Origin of the sequence: Dyella sp. AtDHG13 (assembly GCF_003201105.1) — a bacterium.
Lineage (GTDB): Bacteria > Pseudomonadota > Gammaproteobacteria > Xanthomonadales > Rhodanobacteraceae > Dyella > Dyella jiangningensis_B.
Map to the genome: position 1 here is coordinate 56,687 of NZ_QICJ01000012.1, position 20,233 is coordinate 76,919.

The 20,233-nt window shown below is 67.9% G+C and carries 14 protein-coding genes; 6 read left to right on the plus strand and 8 right to left on the minus strand.

Annotated elements, in window-relative coordinates:
* The first annotated feature begins 20 nt into the window (after nt 1–20).
* On the plus strand, nt 21–392 hold the full coding sequence (locus BDW41_RS18255) for a nuclear transport factor 2 family protein (protein WP_074550584.1): 372 nt from the start codon (nt 21–23) through the stop codon (nt 390–392).
* Between the two features lie 78 nt (nt 393–470).
* Nucleotides 471–1,280, plus strand: coding sequence for a helix-turn-helix transcriptional regulator (locus tag BDW41_RS18260; protein WP_074550582.1), 810 nt, complete (start codon nt 471–473; stop codon nt 1,278–1,280).
* Between the two features lie 3 nt (nt 1,281–1,283).
* Here BDW41_RS18260 and BDW41_RS18265 read toward each other — a convergent pair whose 3' ends face one another.
* Nucleotides 1,284–1,652 (minus strand): VOC family protein, encoded by a 369-nt coding sequence (locus BDW41_RS18265; RefSeq protein ID WP_074550580.1) that lies wholly within the window; start codon nt 1,650–1,652, stop codon nt 1,284–1,286.
* A gap of 71 nt (nt 1,653–1,723) precedes the next feature.
* Nucleotides 1,724–3,658, minus strand: coding sequence for an ATP-dependent DNA helicase (locus tag BDW41_RS18270; RefSeq protein ID WP_074550578.1), 1,935 nt, complete (start codon nt 3,656–3,658; stop codon nt 1,724–1,726).
* Between the two features lie 75 nt (nt 3,659–3,733).
* On the opposite strand from BDW41_RS18270, the gene BDW41_RS18275 reads away from it, so the two are divergent.
* Nucleotides 3,734–4,111 carry a VOC family protein gene (locus BDW41_RS18275; RefSeq protein WP_074550576.1) on the plus strand — a complete coding sequence of 126 codons (378 nt, stop codon included), beginning with the start codon at nt 3,734–3,736 and terminating at the stop codon, nt 4,109–4,111.
* A gap of 51 nt (nt 4,112–4,162) precedes the next feature.
* On the opposite strand, the gene BDW41_RS18280 is transcribed toward BDW41_RS18275, so the two are convergent.
* The 5 genes from BDW41_RS18280 to BDW41_RS18300 form a co-directional block, all read right to left on the minus strand.
* Nucleotides 4,163–4,699 (minus strand): tetratricopeptide repeat protein, encoded by a 537-nt coding sequence (locus BDW41_RS18280; protein WP_110301654.1) that lies wholly within the window; start codon nt 4,697–4,699, stop codon nt 4,163–4,165.
* On the minus strand, nt 4,696–7,014 hold the full coding sequence (gene mrcB / locus BDW41_RS18285; protein WP_110301659.1) for a penicillin-binding protein 1B: 2,319 nt from the start codon (nt 7,012–7,014) through the stop codon (nt 4,696–4,698). Before mrcB ends, BDW41_RS18280 begins: the two co-directional genes overlap by 4 nt.
* 141 nt (nt 7,015–7,155) lie before the next feature.
* The gene (locus tag BDW41_RS18290) at nt 7,156–8,001 is read right to left on the minus strand and encodes an NAD-dependent epimerase/dehydratase family protein (RefSeq protein ID WP_074550568.1); all 846 of its coding nucleotides are present in this window, start codon (nt 7,999–8,001) and stop codon (nt 7,156–7,158) included.
* Nucleotides 8,002–8,011: 10 nt separating this feature from the next.
* The gene (locus BDW41_RS18295; protein ID WP_074550565.1) at nt 8,012–9,736 is read right to left on the minus strand and encodes a hypothetical protein; all 1,725 of its coding nucleotides are present in this window, start codon (nt 9,734–9,736) and stop codon (nt 8,012–8,014) included.
* Nucleotides 9,737–9,813: 77 nt separating this feature from the next.
* Complete coding sequence (locus BDW41_RS18300; RefSeq protein ID WP_074550562.1) at nt 9,814–11,952, minus strand: bifunctional (p)ppGpp synthetase/guanosine-3',5'-bis(diphosphate) 3'-pyrophosphohydrolase; 2,139 nt, start codon at nt 11,950–11,952, stop codon at nt 9,814–9,816.
* 119 nt (nt 11,953–12,071) lie between these two features.
* Here BDW41_RS18300 and BDW41_RS18305 point away from each other — a divergent pair, with 119 nt between their 5' ends.
* On the plus strand, nt 12,072–12,548 hold the full coding sequence (locus BDW41_RS18305; protein WP_074550560.1) for a hypothetical protein: 477 nt from the start codon (nt 12,072–12,074) through the stop codon (nt 12,546–12,548).
* A 48-nt stretch (nt 12,549–12,596) separates the two neighbouring features.
* On the opposite strand, the gene hrpA is transcribed toward BDW41_RS18305, so the two are convergent.
* Nucleotides 12,597–16,658 carry an ATP-dependent RNA helicase HrpA gene (gene hrpA, locus BDW41_RS18310; protein WP_110301660.1) on the minus strand — a complete coding sequence of 1,354 codons (4,062 nt, stop codon included), beginning with the start codon at nt 16,656–16,658 and terminating at the stop codon, nt 12,597–12,599.
* A gap of 194 nt (nt 16,659–16,852) precedes the next feature.
* On the opposite strand from hrpA, the gene BDW41_RS18315 reads away from it, so the two are divergent.
* Together BDW41_RS18315 and BDW41_RS18320 are read left to right on the plus strand one after the other, a co-directional pair.
* Nucleotides 16,853–17,320 carry a Dps family protein gene (locus tag BDW41_RS18315; RefSeq protein ID WP_074550556.1) on the plus strand — a complete coding sequence of 156 codons (468 nt, stop codon included), beginning with the start codon at nt 16,853–16,855 and terminating at the stop codon, nt 17,318–17,320.
* Nucleotides 17,321–17,559: 239 nt separating this feature from the next.
* Nucleotides 17,560–20,181: a glycosyltransferase gene (locus BDW41_RS18320; protein WP_074550554.1), complete on the plus strand. Its 2,622-nt coding sequence runs from the start codon at nt 17,560–17,562 to the stop codon at nt 20,179–20,181.
* The last annotated feature ends 52 nt before the right edge of the window (nt 20,182–20,233 follow it).

Sequence of the window (20,233 nt, forward strand, 5' to 3'; positions counted from 1 at the left end):
AACCCACGGAGCACATCACCATGACCACGAATGCCCATGCCCTCGCCGAGCGCTACATCGCCAGCTGGAACGAAACCGATGCGCTGCGCCGCCGCAGCCTGATCGAAGACACCTACGCCGAGCACGCGCGCTACACCGACCCGATGGTGGACGCGAAAGGCTGGGAAGCCATCGACGCCACCGTCGCCGCCGTGCAGCAGATGTTCCCGGGCCATCGCTTCGCGCTCGCAGGCGCTGTCGACGCCCATCACGACACGCTGCGCTTCCAGTGGCATCTCGCCTTGCCCGACGCGGCCGAACCGCTGGTGATCGGCTTCGACGTGGCCTCGCTGGAAGAGGGCCGCATCCGCCAGGTGTTCGGCTTCCTCGACAAGGTGCCGCAGGCAGCCTGAGCCGCACGTCCTCTGGCAGGGGCCAGCGATGTTCCTGCGTGGGAACATCGCTGGCGACGAGCACACACGGACTTGCCCATGAGCGCCACCGCTTCCGCCGTTTCCAAAAGCCGCCCGATCGGCGACCTGCTGCGCGAATGGCGGCGACATCGCCGGCTGAGCCAGCTCGATCTCGCCAATGGCGCGGAGATCTCCACACGGCATCTCAGTTTCATGGAATCGGGGCGCGCACAGCCGAGCCGCGACATGATCCTGAAGCTGTGCGAATACCTGGACATTCCCTTGCGCGAACGCAACCAACTGCTCGTTGCCGCGGGCTTCGCACCGGTCTATCGCGAACGCGGGTTCGACGACCCTGCGCTGTCGAGCGCGCTCGCATCGGTTCGTCTATTGCTCAAGGGCCTGGAGCCTTACCCTGCCCTCGCCGTGGACCGGCACTGGAACCTGGTCGAAAGCAATCTGGCCACGCAGCGCCTGCTGGCAGGGCTCGCGCCGGCATGGCTGAAGCCGCCCATCAATGTGCTGCGCGTGAGCCTGCATCCGGGCGCGCTGGCGCCGCATATCCGCAACCTGCCGGCATGGCGCGCGCATCTGCTGGACCGGCTGCGCCGGCAGGTCGATGCCACGAACGATCCCGCGTTGATCGCCTTGCTGCAGGAACTGCGCGGCTATCCCGGCGACGACGCATCCGTGCACGACCTCAGCGGCAGTCATATCGCCGTGCCCATGGAACTGGTCGTGGGCGGCACGGTGCTGTCGATGCTGAGCACCACCACCGTGTTCGGCACGCCGATGGATGTGACGCTGGCCGAGCTTGCGCTGGAAGCCTTCGTGCCGGCCGACGAGCAAACGGCGCAGGCGTTGCGCGACATGGCCGCCCCAGCGTGAAACTCAGGATGGCGGCTGCCAAAGCTCGATGCGGTTGCCTTCCGGATCCATGACCCAGCCAAAACGACCGAACTCGCTTTCCTGCACGCTGTCGTCCTCGGTCACGCCGGCATCCTTCAATCGCGTGAGCAGGCCCTGCAGGTCGTCCACGCGAAAATTGACCATGAAGGGCTGCGTGCTCGGCGCGAAGTACGTGGTGTCCGCGGCGAAGGGCGACCACACGGTGTAGGCGGGATGCTTGGGATCGTCATCGAAACGCACGCCGCCCCATGCCTCGACCTGCAGCCCCAGGTGTTGCGCGTACCACTCAGCCAACGCGCCAGGATCGCGCGCCTTGAAGAAGATGCCACCGAGTCCGATGACCTTGGCCATGTTCGCCTCCCCGCCGTGATGGAAGCCCTATCGTCCGCCCGGCGAATGACAAAGACCAGTGCCCGCACGGTCTAGGCGGGCGCCGACACCTCGTCATCAAAGAACGCCTGCACCTGCCCCAGCTCACGGGTGCGCGGCATGGCCGGCAGGCTGTTGAGGAACAGGCGTCCGTAGCCCTTGCTGGTCAGGCGCGGATCGCACAGCACCAGCACGCCGCGATCGTGCACGTCGCGGATCAGGCGTCCCGCGCCTTGTTTCAGTGCAATGACAGCGCTGGGCACCTGCCAGCCCATGAATGGATTGATGCCCGACTGCTCCAGCGCTTCCAGGCGCGCCTGCAGCACGGGATCGTCCGGCGAGGCGAACGGCAGCTTGTCGATCACCACCACGCTGAGCGCTTCGCCCGCCACGTCCACGCCTTCCCAGAAACTGGCCGCGCCAAGCAGCACGCCATGGCCGCTCTGGCGAAATTCCTCCAGCAGGCGATGGCGCGGCGCGCTGCCCTGCACGAACAACGGCCAGGGCACGCGCTCGCGCAGCAAGTCGGCGGCGCGGCGCAACGCGCGATGCGAGGTGAACAGCAGGAAGGCCCGGCCATGCGAGGCATGCAGCACCGGCAGCACGGATTCGATGACGCGATCGGTGTAGTCGCGCGCGGATGGATCCGGCAACCCGGCAGGCAGGTAGCACAGCGCCTGCGTTTCGTAATCGAACGGGCTTTCCACCTGCAGTGTCTGCGGATCGTCCAGGCCAAGCTGGCGCGCGAAGTGATCGAAGCTGGACGACACCGACAGCGTGGCCGAGGTGTAGACCCACGCGGCCTGCGTCTGTTCGCGCATGGCGCGCAGGGGCGCGGCCAGATCCAGCGGCGTGGCATGCAACGCGAAACCGCGCGGGAACAGTTCGTACCAGCGCACGTCGCGTTCGCTGTCGCGCTCGGCGATGCGGTCGAGCCGTTCGCTGAGCAAGGCGGCACGCTCGTGCGCATTGGCAAAACCACGCGAGCGCTCGGCCTGCGAGGCGAGCACGTCGGTCAGCGCGGCCAGCACGTCGCGAAGCTCGTGCAGCGCGTCGCCGATGTCGCGCTTGCTTTCCAGTTGATGGAAGGGGCCGCGCTCGGGCAGCGCGTCCATCGCCAAACGCAATTTGCGCACGGCCTCCTGCATGGCTTCGACCGGTTCCAGCACCAGGCCGATCGCACCAGTGACGCCGTTGCATTCGGTCAGGCTGTCCTGCGCCAATTCGGTGAGCTGGCGCGCGCTGATGCTCTGCGAGAAAAACTGCCCCGCCAGCTCGGGAATCTGGTGCGCCTCGTCCAGGATGAACGCGCTGGCGCCCGGCAGGATTTCGCCGAAGCCCTCCTGCTTGAGTGCGAGGTCGGCAAACAGCAGGTGGTGATTCACCACCACCAGGTCGGCTTCCTGCGCTTCGCGCCGCGCCTTGATCACGTGGCAGTCGTCGTAGAAGGGGCATTCCACGCCCAGGCAGTTTTCCGGCGTGGAGGTGACGCGCGGCCATAGCGGCGACTCTTCGGGCACCTCGGCCAGTTCCATGCGATCGCCGCGACGCGTGCGCGCGGACCATGCACGAACGGCGGCGAGCTGCGAGGCCTGCATGCGATCGAAGGTGGCGCCCTCGCGCACGGTCTGGTCCAGGCGATACAGGCAGAGGTAGTTGGAACGCCCCTTGAGCAAGGCGGTCTTCAGGCGCGCATCCAGCACCGAGCGCACGCGCGGCAGGTCGCGAAAATACAGCTGGTCCTGCAGCGCCTTGGTGCCGGTGGAAACGATCACGCGCTCGCCCGACAGCAGCGCCGGCACCAGATAGGCAAAGGTCTTGCCGGTGCCGGTGCCGGCTTCGGCAATCAGCGTCTCGCGCTCGGCAATGGCGTGCTGTACCGCTCGCGCCATCGCCTGCTGGGCGGCGCGGGGCGCGAAATTGGGCAGCTCGCGGGCAAACGGGCCTTCCGTGCCCAGCAGCGCGGCGACGTCCTCGTGATCGATCATCCGTGAAGTATGGCCGACCCAGCGCCCGGCCGCGAATGCCCTAGACTCGGCACACCTGCACCGTGGAGTCCCGCCATGTCCTCACGGATCACCGGCATCGGCCAGATCGCCGTCACCGTCAGCGACGTCGATGCCGCGCTCGCGTTCTACCGCGACATTCTCGAACTGCCCTTTCTGTTCCGGCCCGCGACGAACCTGGCGTTCCTCGACGCCGGCGGCGTGCGCCTGATGCTGTCCACGCCGCAGGGCGCCGGCCAGGTGGGCGGCAATTCCGTGCTGTATTTCAAGGTGGGCGACATCGAGCACCAGTTCCGCCACCTGCTGGATCGCGGCGCCGTGGGCGAGCGCGAACCGCAGGCGACGGCGGAACTGTCCGACCACACGCTGTGGCTCGCCTTCCTGCGCGATCCGGATGGCAACCTGGTGGGCTTGATGGAAGAGCGGCGGCGCTGATCCGCGCCCGTTTCCGCGCAGGCGCTCATGCGCGCCTGCGCGATGCAGCGCTCAGTAACGCTGCATGCCTTCCTTGTGGCACTCCGCCACGCCCTTGGCGGCCGTGGCCGCGCCGGCTTCATCGCCGGCATGCTGGCGCAGCTCGGCGATGGTCTGCCAGTTGCGCGCGCACAAAGGCCCCAGCTTGGGGCCGAGCTCCCACGAGCGATGCGCGAATTTCTCGGCGCCGGCGTAATCCTTCAGGCGGATGGCCAGCTCGGCACGGTCCTGCAACAGGTCCGGCGAGTCGGGACTGATCTTCAGCGCCTGGTCCAGCTTGGTGGCGGCGTCGTTGTACTTGCCCACGCGCAGGTCGCCTTCGGCGGCGTCCTGCAATGCGGCCACGCCAGGATCGCGCAGCGGGTTCACGTCGATCACCGACTTCTCCTTGTCGCCGGCCGCATGGATGGCCGCCAGCATCTGGTCGTCGGACACGGTAGGACGCGTGGCCTGCGACGGTACGGTGGGCTGGCTGCACGCCGCGAGCAGGAGCACGGCGAGCGATGCGGGAGCGGCGGACAGGCGAAGGCGACGACGAAGCATGATCAATCCCGGATGGGGGCGGAGGACGCAGGCGCGGGAGCGGCGCCACCGCCACTGAAGAAATTGCCGACGTGCTGCCAGAAGCAGCCCTCGGCGTCCTGAGACAGTGTACCGGCCACGACCGGCACTTGCCGCGCTCCCTCGCAACCCTCTTCCGAACGCTTGCCGTCGGAGGTGTTGATCCAGGCCATTTCCAGGCCCTCGCCCGGGGCCGCCGAGAGCGGACGCGTCGGCAGCTTCTTGAACAGCTCCTGCCACGCGCGCAGGCTGCCCGTGGCGCCGTACAGGCCGCTGGGCTTGTTGTCGTCGCGGCCCATCCAGAACACCGCCAGGTGGTCGCCGGTGAAGCCCGCGAACCAGCTGTCGCGCATGTCGTTGCTGGTGCCGGTCTTGCCCGCCGCATTGAGATACGCGAGGCCGGAGTTGCCGATGGATGCCGCCGTGCCCGAGCGTGCCACCTGCTGCATCGCCCACGTCACCAGCCGCACCGCGGACTGGTATTCGCCGGTGCCGGTCTTCACCTCATAGCGCTTGATGGTCTGCCCATTGGCGTCCACCACGCCGCGCACGGCCAGCAGCGGCAGCGCGTGGCCGTCGGCGGCGATGTACTGGTAGAGCTGCGTGGCCTGCAGCGGCGACATGTCCACCGCGCCGATCAGCAGCGAGGGGCTGGAGTTCACGCCGGTCAGCCCGAACGATTCGAGGAAGGCCTTGATGCGCGACACGCCAACGCTCATGCCGAGGTTGATCGTCGCCAGGTTCCACGAATGCACCAGCGCGTCGACCATCGGCACAGCACCGTGCACGTCGCCCTCGTCGTTCTTGGGCGTCCAGAAGCTGCCGTCGGCCTGGCGCAGGCTGATCGGCGAATCCTCCACAGGACTGCCGAGGTTCCAGCGCCCGGGGTTGGTCAGCGCCACCAGATACACCAGCGGCTTCACCAGCGAACCAATCTGGCGGCGCGCATCGAGCGCGCGGTTGAAGCCCTGGTCGCCCGGCACCTTGCTGCCGACGATGGCGAGCACCGAACCGGTCTGCGCTTCGGTCACCACCGCGGCGGCCTGCGCCGCCTCACCGCGCTTGCCCAGGCCATTGGTGGTCGTGGTGATCGCCTGCTCGGCGTAGATCTGCGCGGCGGGGTCCAGCGTGGTGAAGATGCTCAGGTTGCCCTTGGACAGGGTTTCGTCGTCGAAATCGCTGGTGATCTGCGCACGCACCAGCTCCATGAAAGCGGGGAAGCGGTTGTGCGGCAGCTGGCCGTTGCTGACGATGCCCAGCGGCGTGGTCTTGAGCGCCGTTGCCTGCTCCGGCGTGACCAGGCCGGTTTCCGCGAACTGGTCGATGACCAGGTTGCGGCGCGACAGTGCGCGGTCCGGATAGCGGCGCGGGTCGTAGTAGCTCGGCCCCTTCACCATGCCGATCAGCAGCGCCATTTCCTGCGGCTTGAGGTCTTCCATGCGGCGGCCGAAGTAGAACTCCGCCGCCGCGGCAAAACCGTGCACCGCCTGGCTGCCCTGCTGGCCGAGGAACACTTCGTTGACGTAGGCCTCCAGGATGCGGCTCTTGTCGTAGTGCGCCTCGATCAGGATCGACATCAGCGCTTCGTTGAACTTGCGCGAGTAATGCTGCTCGCGATCCAGGAACAGGTTGCGCACCAGCTGCTGGGTGAGCGTGGAGCCGCCCTGCACCGTATGGCCCGCGCGCAGGTTGGCGAACGAGGCTCGGAGGATGGCCGACAGGTCGATGCCGAAGTGATGCTTGAAGTCGCGGTCTTCCACCGCCTGCAGGCCGGACAGCAACAGCGGCGGCACGTCGGTGAGGCGCACGATGCGGCGCTCTTCCTGCTGCGAGCCGTACACGGTGGCGATGCGCGCGGGATCCAGGTGCGCCAGCGCGACTGGCTTGTCGTTGGCCAGGTCCTTCACGCTGGCGACCTGCCCCTTGCCCAGCACGATGCGGATGCGCTTGGGTAGTTCACCGCCGTCGGGGCCGGCATAGCCGCGCGAGGAAACGGTGTAGGTGCTGCCCTGCTTGGCCCAGGTGCCGGCGACTTCGGCGCGGCCATCGTTGCTGTAGCCAGCGAAGGTCAGTTCCAGTTCCAGCGCGGCGGGCGTCATCGGCGTGCCGGCCGCCAGCGGCAGCGGCCGCGCGTAGACGCGCGTGGGCACGGCGAACACCAGATCGTTGAAGCGGTCCTGCACACGCTTGTTGAGCACCAGCGTGTACGGCAGCACGAAGCCGAACAGCACTCCCATGCAGACCCAGAACGGAATGCGGACCCAGGGCCAGACGGCACTGAAGATCGAGCGGAGGCGGGTCATGAAGTCCAAGTAGGGAGGATCCTGAATGGGAAGCCCTCGGGATCATAGGGCTTGCTTCCCGGCGGGCATCTGAACGCCGGCCGGGGTTTGTGGCGTGCATCGGGCGTGAAAGAGGCGCGCTTGGGGTCGTCGCGCCGCGGCCTACAACGGCGGCTGCGGCGTCCAGCAATTGGCGTCGGGCCTGAACGGGCGCTGCGTGACGCCCAGCAGGCGTTGCAGCTCGCTGTTGTCGGCGATCAGGTCGGCTTCCAGCCGGGTCAGCGGACCGCGCAGGCGCGGCACCAGGCTCCGCCCCAGTCGCAGCAACGTAGCGGGGATCGGCACGGGCACCGTGGGCGTCGCCAGGCTGCGGCGCACGCGCGAAAACATCTCACCCGCCGTGAGTCGCTCGCCTCCGCCCAAGGGCAGGATGCGCCCGGCCGATGCGGGACAATCCAACGCCGCCACCACGGCGGCGGCGATGTCGTCCGCGTGCACGGGCTGGCGCAGGCCGCGACCCGCCGGCAGCGGGAATACGTGCAGGCGGCTCGCGCGCTGCGCGATGGGCGTCAGGCTCTTGTCGATGCCGGCGCCGTAGATGATGGTCGGCCGGAAGATGGTCCATGCCATGCCTTGCCGCTCACAGGCCGCCGCGATGCTTGCCTCGCCTTCGCGCAACGTCTGCGACAGCACGCGTTCGGCCGGCACGTCTGACGCCTGCTTGGATTCGGCGCTCATTGAGCTGGTGGCGATGATGCGCGTCGACGGCGGCAAGCCCGCCGAGGCCAGCCACTCGCCAAAGGGCTTGAGCGGACCGAAGCTGATCACCGCCGTCGGCTGCCCCACATTAGGAACGGCCCCGGGAAAGGCGCCCTGCAACCACTGCACGCCTTGCTGCGGCTCGCGCACCTTGCGGCTCAGCGCCAGCACGGACTCGCCGCGCGCGCGCAGGCGGGGCAGCAGGAAATGGCCAATCTGACTGCTGGCCCCGAACACCACGACCGTCATGCGCGCGCCCTCAGCCGCCTGACTGCAGTCGCGCCATCAAGGCCGCCAACCGCGGGTTGCCCGGCGCCAGCTTGCGCGCGCTGTCCAGCGCCTGCGCGGCGTTCGCGCGGTCACCGTTCTGCAACTGCTGCTCGGCCTGATCCATCCACGCACCGGCCAGGCGTTCGCGCAGCACGCCCTGGTTCGTGTTGCCGGGCGACAGGTCGGCAAGGTCCGCCAGGCGATTGCCCGCCGCCGACAGGTTGCCGCTGGAAAGCGCCTGGTTGAACTGGGTGATGGCGAGGCCGGGCAGCGATTCCAGGCCCTGGCGCGCCACCGGGTTGTTGCCGTCCATCGCCAGCGCCTGGCGGTAGAGATCGTAGGCGCTGTCGCCCGGCGGCAGCATCAGGTTGCCCTGGCGGGCGGCGGTATCGGCGCGCTGGATGATGCGTGCCAGCTCGGCGCCCTGCTGCGGCGTGAGCGGAGGATGCTGCAGGTCGTCGCCGCCATTGTCGGCGGCCGCGTCGCTCGCGACGTCGTTGGCCACCTGCGCGGCATTGGATTTACGTCCCTCGCCCAGGCGCGCGCGCGCCGCGGCCAGATCGGCCGAGTGCGGCGCGATGCCGGCCGCCTGATCGAGCAATTCGCGGGCATGCGCGCTGTCGCCATGATCGAGCGCCGCATTGGCCTGCACGATCAATGCCTGCGCCACCTGCCCCATGCCGGCCTTGGCATCGCCGTTGTCCGGATCGATCGCCAGCGCCGCCTTGAAATGCGCCTGCGCCGTGTCATCGCCGGGGCCGACCACGCGGCCCTCGCGCAGCGCATCCTGACCCTGCTTGACCGCATCGGCGAGCGCGCCATTGTCCTGCTGGCTCACCTGCACCAGCGCGGCGCGCAGCGCGGGCAGCTCGCCGTAGTTCGGCAGCAGCACGGCGAGGCGATCGACCAGCGACGAGGCCGTGGCGCGGTCGCCCGCGTCCAGCGCCTTGTGCACCTGCGCGGCAAGCGCATCGCCCACCTTGTCCAGGCCATGCTTGGCAACAGCGTTGTTCGGATCGGCCGACAGCACACGGCGATACAGGTCGCCCGCGCCACCGTCGCCATCGAGCTTGCCGGCGTCGAAGGCCTGCTGCGCCTGCTCGATCAGGTGATCGGTCTGCACCGAACCGTTGCGCGCGGCGGCCACCGCCTGGGTGAGACGGTCCACGTCGCTGCCGCCACCCAGCAGTTCGCGGGCGGAAGTCAGTGCCTGGTCGGCCTCGTCGAGCTTGTGCGCCTGCAAGGCGGCATCGGCGCGGGCGATCTCGGCCTGCCCCACGTTGCGCAGGCCGTCGCGGGCTCGGTCGTTGTCCGGCTGCAAGGCGCGCGCGGCTTCGAACAGTTCGCGCGCGCTGGTGCCGTCGGTGCCGTCCAGATGCCCCTGCTGCAAGGCGGTTTCAGCGCGGCCCAGGATGCCGTCCAGCTCGGTGTTGGGCACCAGGCCGCGCAGCTTGTCCTGCCCGACCCACAGCGACGTGCCCACGCCGATGGCCACCAGCAGGGCCACCGGCACCAGCCATCCGCGGCGCCTGAACCGGCGCTGCTTCGGCGGCGGCGGGGTCGGCCGGACCATGTCCGGATCGATCGAGAACTTGGGCAAACCGTCGTCCTGCCTGGACGTGGGCTCCTTGCCATCCAGGTTGTCGAGGTTCCCGAGGGTAGGCTCGGTGCGGCCGGCCGACCCGCGGTCGTTGTGATCGTTGCGTCCGTTCATGGGTTCACGAAGGTGAGAACTAACATCGCCAGCTTAACATCGCGCCGGCTCGCCACCCGGGCGATGACGCACGGTGTTCAGGCACCGCTGACGCGGCGCGCGTCGACCACGTTGGGCAATGCCACCAGCCGGCTGAGCAGCCCGGACAGCTGCTCGAAGTCGCGTACGCGCAAGGTGAAGCGCATTTCCACCTCGCCGGTCTGCGCGAACACGCGGCTGGACGAGGCGATGATGTGCGTGCCCATGTTGCTGATCAGGCTGGTGACGTCCTTCTGCAAGCCCTTGCGGTCGTAGCCGCGCAGCTCGATGTCCACTTCATAGGCCTGCGCCGCGGCCTTGCCCCACTCCACCTCGATCACGCGGTCCGGATCGCGCCGCGCCAGCCGCGCGAGGCTCGCGCAATCGGCGCGATGCACGGACACGCCGCGTCCGCGCGTGACGAAGCCGCGCACCGGGTCGCCCGGCAAGGGCTGGCAGCAGCGCGCCAGCGTGGTGAGCAGGTTGCCGATGCCTTCGATGCTGAGCGCGCTCTGGTCCCGCACCGCCTGGCGTGGCTGCGCGGCGCCGGTGGGCGGCGGTGGCGCGGCGGGCGCCGGCGCCGCGGCCTCCTGCAGCACACGGGCAATCTGCCCCGGCGCGACTTCGCCCAGCGCGAGCGCGACCAGCAGTTCGTCGTGCGTCTTCAGATGGAAATGCGCAGGCAGCTTGCCGATGTCGGCGGCCGGCAGGGCGAGCCGCTTAATCTCCTTTTCGAAGATCGCGCGGCCCGCCGCGAGATTCGCGTCGTGCGCGATGCGGCGGAACCACGTGCGCACCTTCTCCTTCGCGCGCGAGGTGTGCAGGTAGCCGTGGTGCGACGAGAGCCAGTCGCGGCTGGGTTCCGCCACTTTCGCGGTGAGCACTTCCACGCGGTCGCCGCTGGTCGGCTGGAAAGTCAGCGGCACGATGCGCCCGTTGACCTTCGCCCCGCGGCAGCGATGCCCCACTTCGGTATGCACGTGATAGGCGAAATCCAGCACCGTCGCGCCGCGCGGCAGGTCCACCACCTCGCCCTTGGGGGTGAGCACGTAGACGCGGTCTTCCAGCAGCTCGGTCTGCAGCTCGGCGGCGAGGTCGCCGTCGCTGTCGGGGCGCGGCTCCAGCAGGCGGCGCATCCAGGCGATCTTCGCCTCGAACTCGCTGTCGCCTGCGCCGCCTTCCTTGTAGCGCCAGTGCGCGGCGACGCCCAGTTCGTTGATGCGGTGCATCTGGTGCGTGCGGATCTGCACTTCCAGCGTCTTGCCGCGCGGGCCGATCACCGCCGTGTGCAGCGAGCGGTAGTCGTTGCCCTTGGGCCGCGCGATGTAGTCGTCGAACTCGCCCGGCAGGTGCGGCCACAAGGTATGCACCACGCCCAGCGCGCCGTAGCAGTCGCCGATGGAGTCGACCAGCACGCGCACGGCGCGGATGTCGTAGAGATCGGAGAACTCCAGCGCCTTGCGCTGCATCTTCTTCCAGATCGAATAGATGTGCTTGGGCCGCCCGGCCAGTTCTGCGCGAATGCCTGCGGCCTCCAGCGCGCCATGCAAGGTCGCCAGCGATTCGCGGATGAACTCCTCGCGGTCCACGCGGCGCTCGTCGAGCAGGCGCGCGATGCGCTTGTAGGTATCCGGTTGCAGGTAGCGGAAGCTCAGGTCTTCCAGCTCCCACTTCAGCTGCCAGATGCCCAGGCGATTGGCCAGCGGCGCGTGGATGTCGCGCGTGAGCCGCGCGAGCGGCTGGCGCTCGGCATCAGGCAGGCTGCTGGCCGCGCGCATGCGTGCCAACTGCCGTGCGAGCAGGATGAACACCACACGCAGGTCGCGGATGATCGCCAGCAGCAGGCGGCGCAGGCCCTCCGCGCCGTGGTCGGCGCCGTGTTGCGCATGCAGCGCCCACACGCGCTCGGCCGCCACCTGGCCGCCGACGAGCCGCTGCAATTCCGCGGGAAGCTGCGGCTCGCGCAGCGCCCACAGCGCGGGATCGATGCGCGACACCTCGAACCACAGCGCGGCCGCCTGCGTCTGGCTGTCGCAACCGAGCATGGCCAACAGCTCCAGCACGTCGACACACTCAACCTGGCTGATCGGCAGCAGCGCGCAGGTATCCAGCGCCTCGCCCAGCACGGGCGGCACGCTGCCGGCGCGTTCGCGCCACTCGGCCAGACCCGAGCTTGCGTTGAGGGCGGCTTGAACCATACGCCTATTCTAGGGCCTGTTAACGCTATTCGCGTGGCACGCGTATGAACCCGCGGTTCATGCCGTGTATGCTGCGCCCGCGATGTTCCATTCCCGTTGATCCCCAAGAGGATTGCCCCATGCGTCTGGCCCGCCTGTTGCCGTTGCTGATGAGTGTCGCCCTTGCCGTTCCCGCGCTTTCCTTCGCCGCCGATCAGTACGTGCCGCTGCAGCAGCGCATGACGCCCGAGGAATTCAAGGCGGCGGGCCTGGACAAGCTGTCGCCGGACGAGCTGAAGAACCTCGACGCCTGGCTGAGCGGCCACGGCAAGGTGGTCACCAAGATGGTCGACGAGAGCGGCAAGCCGGTGTTCTATCCCAGCAGCGAGAAGGCCGGCCCGGTGAGCGGCCACGTGCAGGGCCACTTCAATGGCTTCAACGGCAACGGCCAGTTCACCCTCGACAATGGCCAGGTGTGGCAGCAGGCCGACTCCACCAAGATCGCCTGCCTGAGCGCCGACAATCCGAAGGTGACCATCCGTCGCTCGCTGATGGGCAACTGGATGATGGCCGTGGACGGTTGCAGCGACAACGCCACCGTCAAGCGCGTGAAGTAACGCGCGAGTTGTCACCGCGGGAGCGCACGGCTGCGCTCCCGCGGAAGATCAGGCGAGGTTCTCCAGCGCGCGGGTCAGGCGCTTGGCCGATACCGGCTCCGGCGTCTTCAGTTCCTGCGCGAACAGGGACACACGCCATTCCTCGATCAACCAGCGCAATTCGTCAAGGTCGGCGGTTCCCGCCGCGCGATGCTTGAGGTAGTCGCGCCAGAACGGCAGCACCTGCAACATGCGCTGCTGGTCCTTGGCCGGGTCCTGCCGCAGGCGCTCGGCGCGCAGGCGCATGGCCTTCAGGTAGCGCGGATAGTGCGCCAGCCGTGACGTCGGCAACTCGCGCAGAAAACCCGGCGTGAGCAGAGAATCCAGCTGCTCGCGCAGATCGTCGTAGCTGGCCCGCGCGAATCCCATCAGGGGCGGTTGCAGCCACGGCTTGAGCTCCGCCTGCGCCTCGATGATGGGCTCGGCCAGCTTCAGGCGTTCCACCGCCGCGCCGAACAGCTCGCGCGCCGCCTGCGTGTGCAAGGCCTCGAACGCACCAGCGGTACGCACGTCTAGCGCGTGGCGTTCGAGCAGATCCTGGAAGCCGCCTTCCACCAGGTCCTCGCGCAGGCCGTCCACGCCACCCAGCGGCGCGTACTTCAGCGCCAGGGGATTGCCCACGGGCACGCGCCGACGCGCCTGCTTCATGTCGCTGGCCAGCGCATTGCGCAGCAGGCGGATCACGCCCTGCACGTGCGCCTCGCGCGCCTCGTCGCTGCGCTCGAACACGCGCAACGCCACCGCGTCGCCCAGGTCGACCAGCGCGGGGAAGGCCTGCAGCCCGCCAGCGGAGCGGACCTGGGCGGGAATGGCTTCGAAATCCCAGTTGGCGACGTCTTCGCGGGTCAGCTCGATGTCGGTCTTGCGCGAGAAGGCTTCGCGCGCCTGCCCTTCCCACTGCGCGCGCATCGCGGCCAGGTCGCGGCCGGTGGCCAGCGTCTTGCCGTTCTCGTCGTGCAAGCGATAGCGCATGCGGAAATGCGCCGGCAACTCCACGGTATCGAACTCGGCCGCCGAGATGTCGACGCCCGTGGTGCGCTTGAGGAACAAGGCCAGTGCCTTCGCCAACGGCTCGTCACGCGGCGCTTCGGCTTCGACGAACGCACGCGCGAAATCCGGTGCGGGCACGAAATTGCGGCGCAGCGCCTTGGGCAGGCCGCGGATCAGCTCAGCCACCTTCTCCGCCAGCAGGCCCGGCACCAGCCACTCGCAGCGCGACGCGGGCAGCGCGTTCAACATGGCGAGCGGCAGATGGAGCGTGACACCGTCTGCGTCATCGCCAGGCACGAAGCGGTATTCAAGCCGGTACTTCTGCGATGGCATCTCCAACGAAGCGGGGAACGCCTTGGGATCAAGCCCGGCGCCACCGCTCATCACGTCGTCGAGCGACCAGCGCAGCGCGGCCTGCTCCGCCGGGCGCGCCTTGCGATACCACGCGTCGAGCGCGCGGCTGTCCGCGACGTCCTGCGGCAGCTTGCCCTCGAAGAAGGCGACCAGCTCATCCTCGCTGCGCAACAGGCCTTCTCGGCGCTGCTTGGCCTCGATGCCGCGCGCGTCTTCCAGCACGCGCTGGTTGGCGCGCACGAAATCGGTGCGCGCGTCGATATCGCAGCGCGCGAGAGCCTCGCGCAGGAAGATCTCGTGCGCGAGCGGCGGATCCTGCTTCTGGAACGTCACCGGTCGACGCTCCACCAGCGTGAGGCCGAACAGGCTCACCTGTTCGTACGCCACCACGTGCCCGCGCTTGCGCGACCAGTGCGCATCGCGACAGGAGGAACGCAACAGGTGGGCCGCCTGCTGTTCGATCCACAGCGGCTCCACGCGGGCGCACATCATGCCCCACACGCGTCCGCCGACATCGAGAATCTGCGCGGCGAAGATCCAGTTGGGCGGCACCTTGGACAACGCCGAGCCCGGAAACACCTGAAAACGGCGTTCGCGCGTGCTGCGGTAGACGCCCTTTTCGTCTTTGTGGCCGACCTGCGTCGGCAGGCCGGCGAGCAGGCTGCGGTGGAGGGCCTCGTACTGCTGCGCCGCTTCGTCACCTTCACTCCCTCTCCCCGCTGGGGAGAGGGCTGGGGTGAGGGGCGGGTGCTCGCGGGAAGGTTGCCTATCTCGTTTATTCGGGACAGCAACCGCCTTTTTCTTTGCAGACTGCGGCGAGGCTGCCCCCTCTCCCCGACCCTCTCCCACAGGGGGAGAGGGAGAAGTGCCGGCGTCGAGCTTCCACCCCAACTCCTGCACCACCAGCAACAACTGCCGGTGCAGTTCGCGCCATTCGCGCATGCGCATGAAGCTGAGGAAATGGCGCGAGCACCAGTCTCGCAGTTTCGACTGCGTCAGTTCCTCGTGCGCGTTGCCGTATTCGCGCCAGAGATTCAGCACGCCAACGAAGTCGGATTTCGGATCGGCAAACGCCGCATGCGCCGCATCGGCCTGCTGCCGCGCATCCGCCGGGCGCTCGCGCGGATCCTGGATGCTGAGGAAGGACACGATGGCGAGCAGCTCGCGCAGGCTGCGCCGCTCGTTGGCCTCCACCAGCATGCGCGCCAGCTGCACATCGATGGGCAACCGGGCGACGGTGCGGCCGATGGCCGTGAGCTTGCGTGCATCGTCGATGGCGGAGATTTCCGCCAGGCGGCGATAGCCGTCCGCCACCACGCGCGGGTCGGGCGCATCGAGGAACGGGAACTCGTCCACCTCGCCCAGCTGCAACGACAGCATGCGCAGGATGACGTTGGCCAGCGACGAGCGCAGCAGTTCGGGATCGGTGTAGGCCGCGCGGCTTTCGTAATCCGCCTCGTCGTACAGGCGATAGCAAATGCCCGGGCCGACGCGGCCGCAGCGGCCCTTGCGCTGGTCCGCCGCCGCCTTGGACACGGGCTCGATATGCAGGCGCTCGAGCTGGCTGCGCTGGCTGTAGCGCTTGACGCGGGCCTGGCCGGAATCGACCACATAGCGGATGCGCGGCACCGTCAGCGAGGTTTCCGCCACATTGGTGGCGAGCACGATGCGCCGCTTGGGTCCGGGCTTGAACACGCGATCCTGGTCGCCGGCGGAAAGCCGCGCATACAGCGGCAGCACTTCGGTTTCGCGGTATTGGCGGCGCGACAGCACCAGATGCGCGTCGCGGATCTCGCGTTCGCCGGGAAGGAAGATCAGCACGTCGCCGCGCGGATCATCATGAGTGATCTCATCCAGCACCGCGGCCACATGATCGGCACCGCCCTGCTGCAGATCGCCGGCCCGCTGGCCGCGCCGCGCGGCCACCTCGTCCACGGAACGCCAACGCACTTCCACGGGATAGGTGCGCCCTTCCACCGACACGATGGGCGCGTTGCCGAAATGCTCGGCGAAGCGCGCGGTATCGATGGTGGCGGAGGTGACGATGATCTTCAGCGACGGCCGCTTCGCCGCCAGCCGCTTGAGATAGCCGAGCAGGAAGTCGATGTTGAGGCTGCGCTCGTGCGCCTCGTCGATGATGATGGTGTCGTACGCGCTCAGCCACGGATCGCCCTGCGTTTCGGCGAGCAGGATGCCGTCGGTCATGAACTTGACCAGGGTGCGCTCGGACACCTGGTCGTTGAAGCGCACCTGGAAACCGACCTGATCGCCCAGCGGCGTGGCCAGCTCCTCGGCCACGCGTCGCGCGACGGAGCGCGCGGCCAGCCGGCGCGGCTGGGTGCAGCCGATCATGCCGGCCTCGCCACGGCCCGCAGCCAGGCACAGCTTGGGCAACTGGGTGGTCTTGCCCGAGCCGGTTTCGCCGGCGATCACCACCACCTGGTGCTTGCGGATCAGTTCGACGATCTCGTCGGCGCGCGCCGTGATGGGCAGCGACTCGTCCAGGCGTATCGCCGGCTTCGCCTCGGCGCGCGCCTTGCGCCGGGCCACGGAGGCATCGATGTCCGCGCTCAGCGCGGCCAGCTTCTTTTCGTCGAAACGGCGCGTGAGTTCGCGCCACCGGCCAAGCAAACGGCCATAGTCGCGGCTGGAAACATCGTCGAGCGCCTGGCGCAACGGACGCAGACGCGCGTCGGTGGAGGCGGCGTGGGGTGCAGTCGGGGTCATCGGACCGCACATGATAGCCGGTGTGGGGCTTTGCAAGCGCTGGCTTCACTCGCGCCCGCACATCGACCGGAATGACCGCATCGCGCCGGGCCATAGCTCCCGGCTATCGCCGGCATCGGAAGGATTCATTTCACCGAACGCAACCCGCTCACTACCCTGACCGCATGTTTCCCCACGATTCCAAGGAGTACGTCATGGCCATTTCCATCGGCATCGCCAAGAAGGACCGGGAGCAGATCGGCGAGCACCTGTCCAAGCTGCTGGCGGACACCTATTCGCTGTACCTCAAGACCCACAGCTTCCACTGGAACATCACCGGGCCGCATTTCAACAGCCTGCACACCATGTTCGAGACCCAGTACAACGAGCTTTGGCTGGCCGCCGACGAGGTGGCCGAGCGCATCCGCACGCTGGACGTGTTCGCCCCGGGCTCCTACAGCCAGTTCGGCAAGCTCACCTCGATCAAGGAGGAAGCCGGCGTGCCCGACTGGAAGGACATGGTCGGGCAACTGGTCGAAGGCCATGAAATCGCCGCCCATACCGCCCGCCAGGCCATCAAGGTGGCCGACGGCGCCGGCGACGAGGGCACGGTGGACATGGTGACCGGCCGCCTGAAGGAGCACGAGAAGACCGCCTGGATGCTGCGCTCGCTGCTCAAATAAGCATCAGTCGGCACGCGCGGCCCGCCCGTTTCCGGGGCGGGCCACGATACCGACGCCCGCCATCCTCACGGCTTTTGAACAACTTCGCCTTTCCGGCGCGAAACCGCCGAAGGGCTGACCTCGGGCTGACCATCGGCCGGCCTCTTTATTGAGCGAAAAGCGCTCCGTGGTTAAGCTCAGCGGGCTTTTCGGCCTCGTGTGAGGCAGCCACGGGGATCGTTTTGAGCACGTCAAAGAGTGTGTCTTCATCTTCCAGCCACGACAGCCGGCACCCGCTGCTCGCCGCCGTGCTGCTCGCCCTGATCGTGGCGGCCATGAACATCGGCCTCTGGTGGTGGAGCAATCTGCCGAACGGCCCCGAGGACTGGAAGGGACCCATTGGCGGCTTCGCGCTTTCCGCGTTCCAGCGCTACCAGAACCCGCTGAAGAACGATTTCCCCTCCGACGACGAGATCGACGGCGACCTGAAGCTGCTCAAGCGCTACACCTCGCGCATCCGCACCTACTCCACGCTGGAGAATCCGCAGGTCTACCGACTGGCCGAGAACGAAGGCCTGCAGGTGATGGCCGGTGCGTGGATCGACCGCCGCCTGGACAACAACGAGAAGGAAATCGAGACGCTGATCGCGCAGGCGCGGCGCTACCCCAATTCGATCAACCGCGTGATCGTGGGCAACGAGGTGCTGTTCCGCAACGACATCCCGCCCGAGCAGCTGATGGCCTATGCCGACCGCGTGCGCGCGGCCATCCATCAGCCGGTGTCCATCGCCGAGCCGTGGCACATCTGGGCGAAATACCCGGAACTGGTCGACCACGTGGACTTCATCACGGTGCACCTGTTCCCCTACTGGAACGGCATCGCCGCCGTGGGCACCGGCAAGGACGGCGACCGCTTCCCCGCCATCCAGGATGCGCTCAACAGCTACAAGGAACTTCGCCGGCTGTATCCGAACAAACCGATCGTGATCGGTGAGATCGGCTGGCCGTCCAACGGTGACCGCTTCAAGTACGCCGACCCGTCCGTGTCGAACGAGGCGATCTTCCTGCGCACGTGGTTCAACGTGGCCAAGCGCGAGAACATCGACTACTACGTGATGGAAGCGTTCGACCAACCCTGGAAGGAAGCGCTGTCGGGCCGCACCGAAGCGTACTGGGGCATGTTCAACGCCGATCGCCAGCCGAAGTTCCCGTTCACCGGCCCGGTGACCGAGGACACCGCTTGGCCGTGGAAGGCGCTGGCCGCCAGCCTGCTCGCCCTGCTGCCGATGGTGTGGTTCGCCAGCCGCTACAGCCGCTTCAAGCTGATGGGCCGCTTCTTCTTCTGCGCGCTGATCCAGCTGGCCTGCGGCCTGATCGTGTGGTCGGCCACGCTGCCGTTCAACTTCTACCTGAGCTGGATCGACTGGACGATGCTGGTGCTGCTGTTCCCGGCACAGATCGCCATTCTCGCCATCCTGCTGATCAACGGCTTCGAGTTCACCGAAGTGCTGTGGCGCCGCAACTGGGTGCGCCATGCCGGCATGCTCACGCCGGACCCGGTGGAGAAGCAGCCGTTCGTGTCCATCCACCTGGCCTGCTACAACGAGCCCCCGGAGATGGTGATCATCACGCTCGACTCGCTGGCCGCGCTCGACTACGAGAACTACGAAGTCCTGGTGATCGACAACAACACCAAGGATCCGGCCATCTGGAAGCCGGTGCAGGAATACTGCGAGAAGCTGGGCCCGAAGTTCCGCTTCTTCCATCTGGAACCCTGGCCGGGCTTCAAGGCCGGCGCGCTCAACTTCGGCCTGAAGGAAACCGACCCGCGCGCCGACGTGGTGGCGGTGATCGACGCCGACTACGTGGTGCGCAAGGACTGGCTGGCCTCGCTGACGGGCTACTTCCACGACCCGAAGGTGGCCGTGGTGCAGTGCCCGCAGGCGCACCGCGACTTCGAGCACAACCGCTTCCGCCGCATGACCGCGTGGGAGTACGACGGCTTCTTCCGCATCGGCATGCACCACCGCAACGAGCGCAACGCGATCATCCAGCACGGCACCATGACCATGGTGCGCCGCTCGGCGCTGGAAGGCACCGGCGGCTGGTCTGAATGGACCATCTGCGAAGACGCCGAGCTCGGCCTGCGCCTGATGCACGCCGGCTATGAGCTGGTGTACGTGGATGAGCTGATGGGCGTGGGCCTGACGCCCGCCGACTTCAAGGCATACAAGAGCCAGCGCTACCGCTGGGCCTTCGGCGCCATGCAGATCCTCAAGGGCCGCTGGAACTGGATGACGCAGAAGGGCCCGCTGTCCGCCGGCCAGCGCTTCCACTTCCTCACCGGCTGGTTCAGCTGGTTCGCGGACGCGCTGCACCTGATCTTCACCATGATGGCGATCTTCTGGACCGCCGGCATGGTGGCCTTCCCCACCGTGTTCAGCCTGCCGATGCAGCTGTTCCTGATTCCGGTGATCGGCTTCTTCTTCGCCAAGGCCATCTTCGGCATCGTGCTGTATCGCGCGCGCGTCCCCTGCGGCTGGTACGACACGCTGATGGCCTCGCTGGCCAGCATGGGCCTGTCGCACGCCATCGCGCGCGGCATCCTGCACGGCCTGACGCGCGAGAAGACCTCGTTCGTGGTCACGGCCAAGAGCCGGCGCCTGGGCGGCAGCAATTTCGCCGCGTTCGCCCCGGTGCGCGAGGAACTGCTCATGGCCGTCGCGCTGGTGTGCTGCATCGTCGGCATGGGCCTGCGCTTCGGCACGCACTACGTGGAAGGCACGCTGTGGATGTTCATCCTGGGCGCGCAGTCCATTCCGTACGTGTCGGCCGTCATCGGCGCGTGGATCGCGCACCGGGCGGGCGACAAGGCGGGCTGATCCAGCCCGCCGGAAAGCTCCGGAGCCCGCAGATGCGCAGCACACGCCGCGC

Coding starts and splice junctions, on each gene's coding strand:
- BDW41_RS18315 (WP_074550556.1), top strand. CDS start 16,853: ATGGCCATTTCCATCGGCATCGCCAAGAAGGACCGGGAGCAGATCGGC.
- BDW41_RS18270 (WP_074550578.1), bottom strand. CDS start 3,658: ATGATCGATCACGAGGACGTCGCCGCGCTGCTGGGCACGGAAGGCCCG.
- BDW41_RS18300 (WP_074550562.1), bottom strand. CDS start 11,952: ATGGTTCAAGCCGCCCTCAACGCAAGCTCGGGTCTGGCCGAGTGGCGC.
- BDW41_RS18305 (WP_074550560.1), top strand. CDS start 12,072: ATGCGTCTGGCCCGCCTGTTGCCGTTGCTGATGAGTGTCGCCCTTGCC.
- BDW41_RS18275 (WP_074550576.1), top strand. CDS start 3,734: ATGTCCTCACGGATCACCGGCATCGGCCAGATCGCCGTCACCGTCAGC.
- BDW41_RS18290 (WP_074550568.1), bottom strand. CDS start 8,001: ATGACGGTCGTGGTGTTCGGGGCCAGCAGTCAGATTGGCCATTTCCTG.
- BDW41_RS18255 (WP_074550584.1), top strand. CDS start 21: ATGACCACGAATGCCCATGCCCTCGCCGAGCGCTACATCGCCAGCTGG.
- BDW41_RS18295 (WP_074550565.1), bottom strand. CDS start 9,736: ATGAACGGACGCAACGATCACAACGACCGCGGGTCGGCCGGCCGCACC.
- BDW41_RS18260 (WP_074550582.1), top strand. CDS start 471: ATGAGCGCCACCGCTTCCGCCGTTTCCAAAAGCCGCCCGATCGGCGAC.
- BDW41_RS18265 (WP_074550580.1), bottom strand. CDS start 1,652: ATGGCCAAGGTCATCGGACTCGGTGGCATCTTCTTCAAGGCGCGCGAT.
- mrcB (WP_110301659.1), bottom strand. CDS start 7,014: ATGACCCGCCTCCGCTCGATCTTCAGTGCCGTCTGGCCCTGGGTCCGC.
- hrpA (WP_110301660.1), bottom strand. CDS start 16,658: ATGACCCCGACTGCACCCCACGCCGCCTCCACCGACGCGCGTCTGCGT.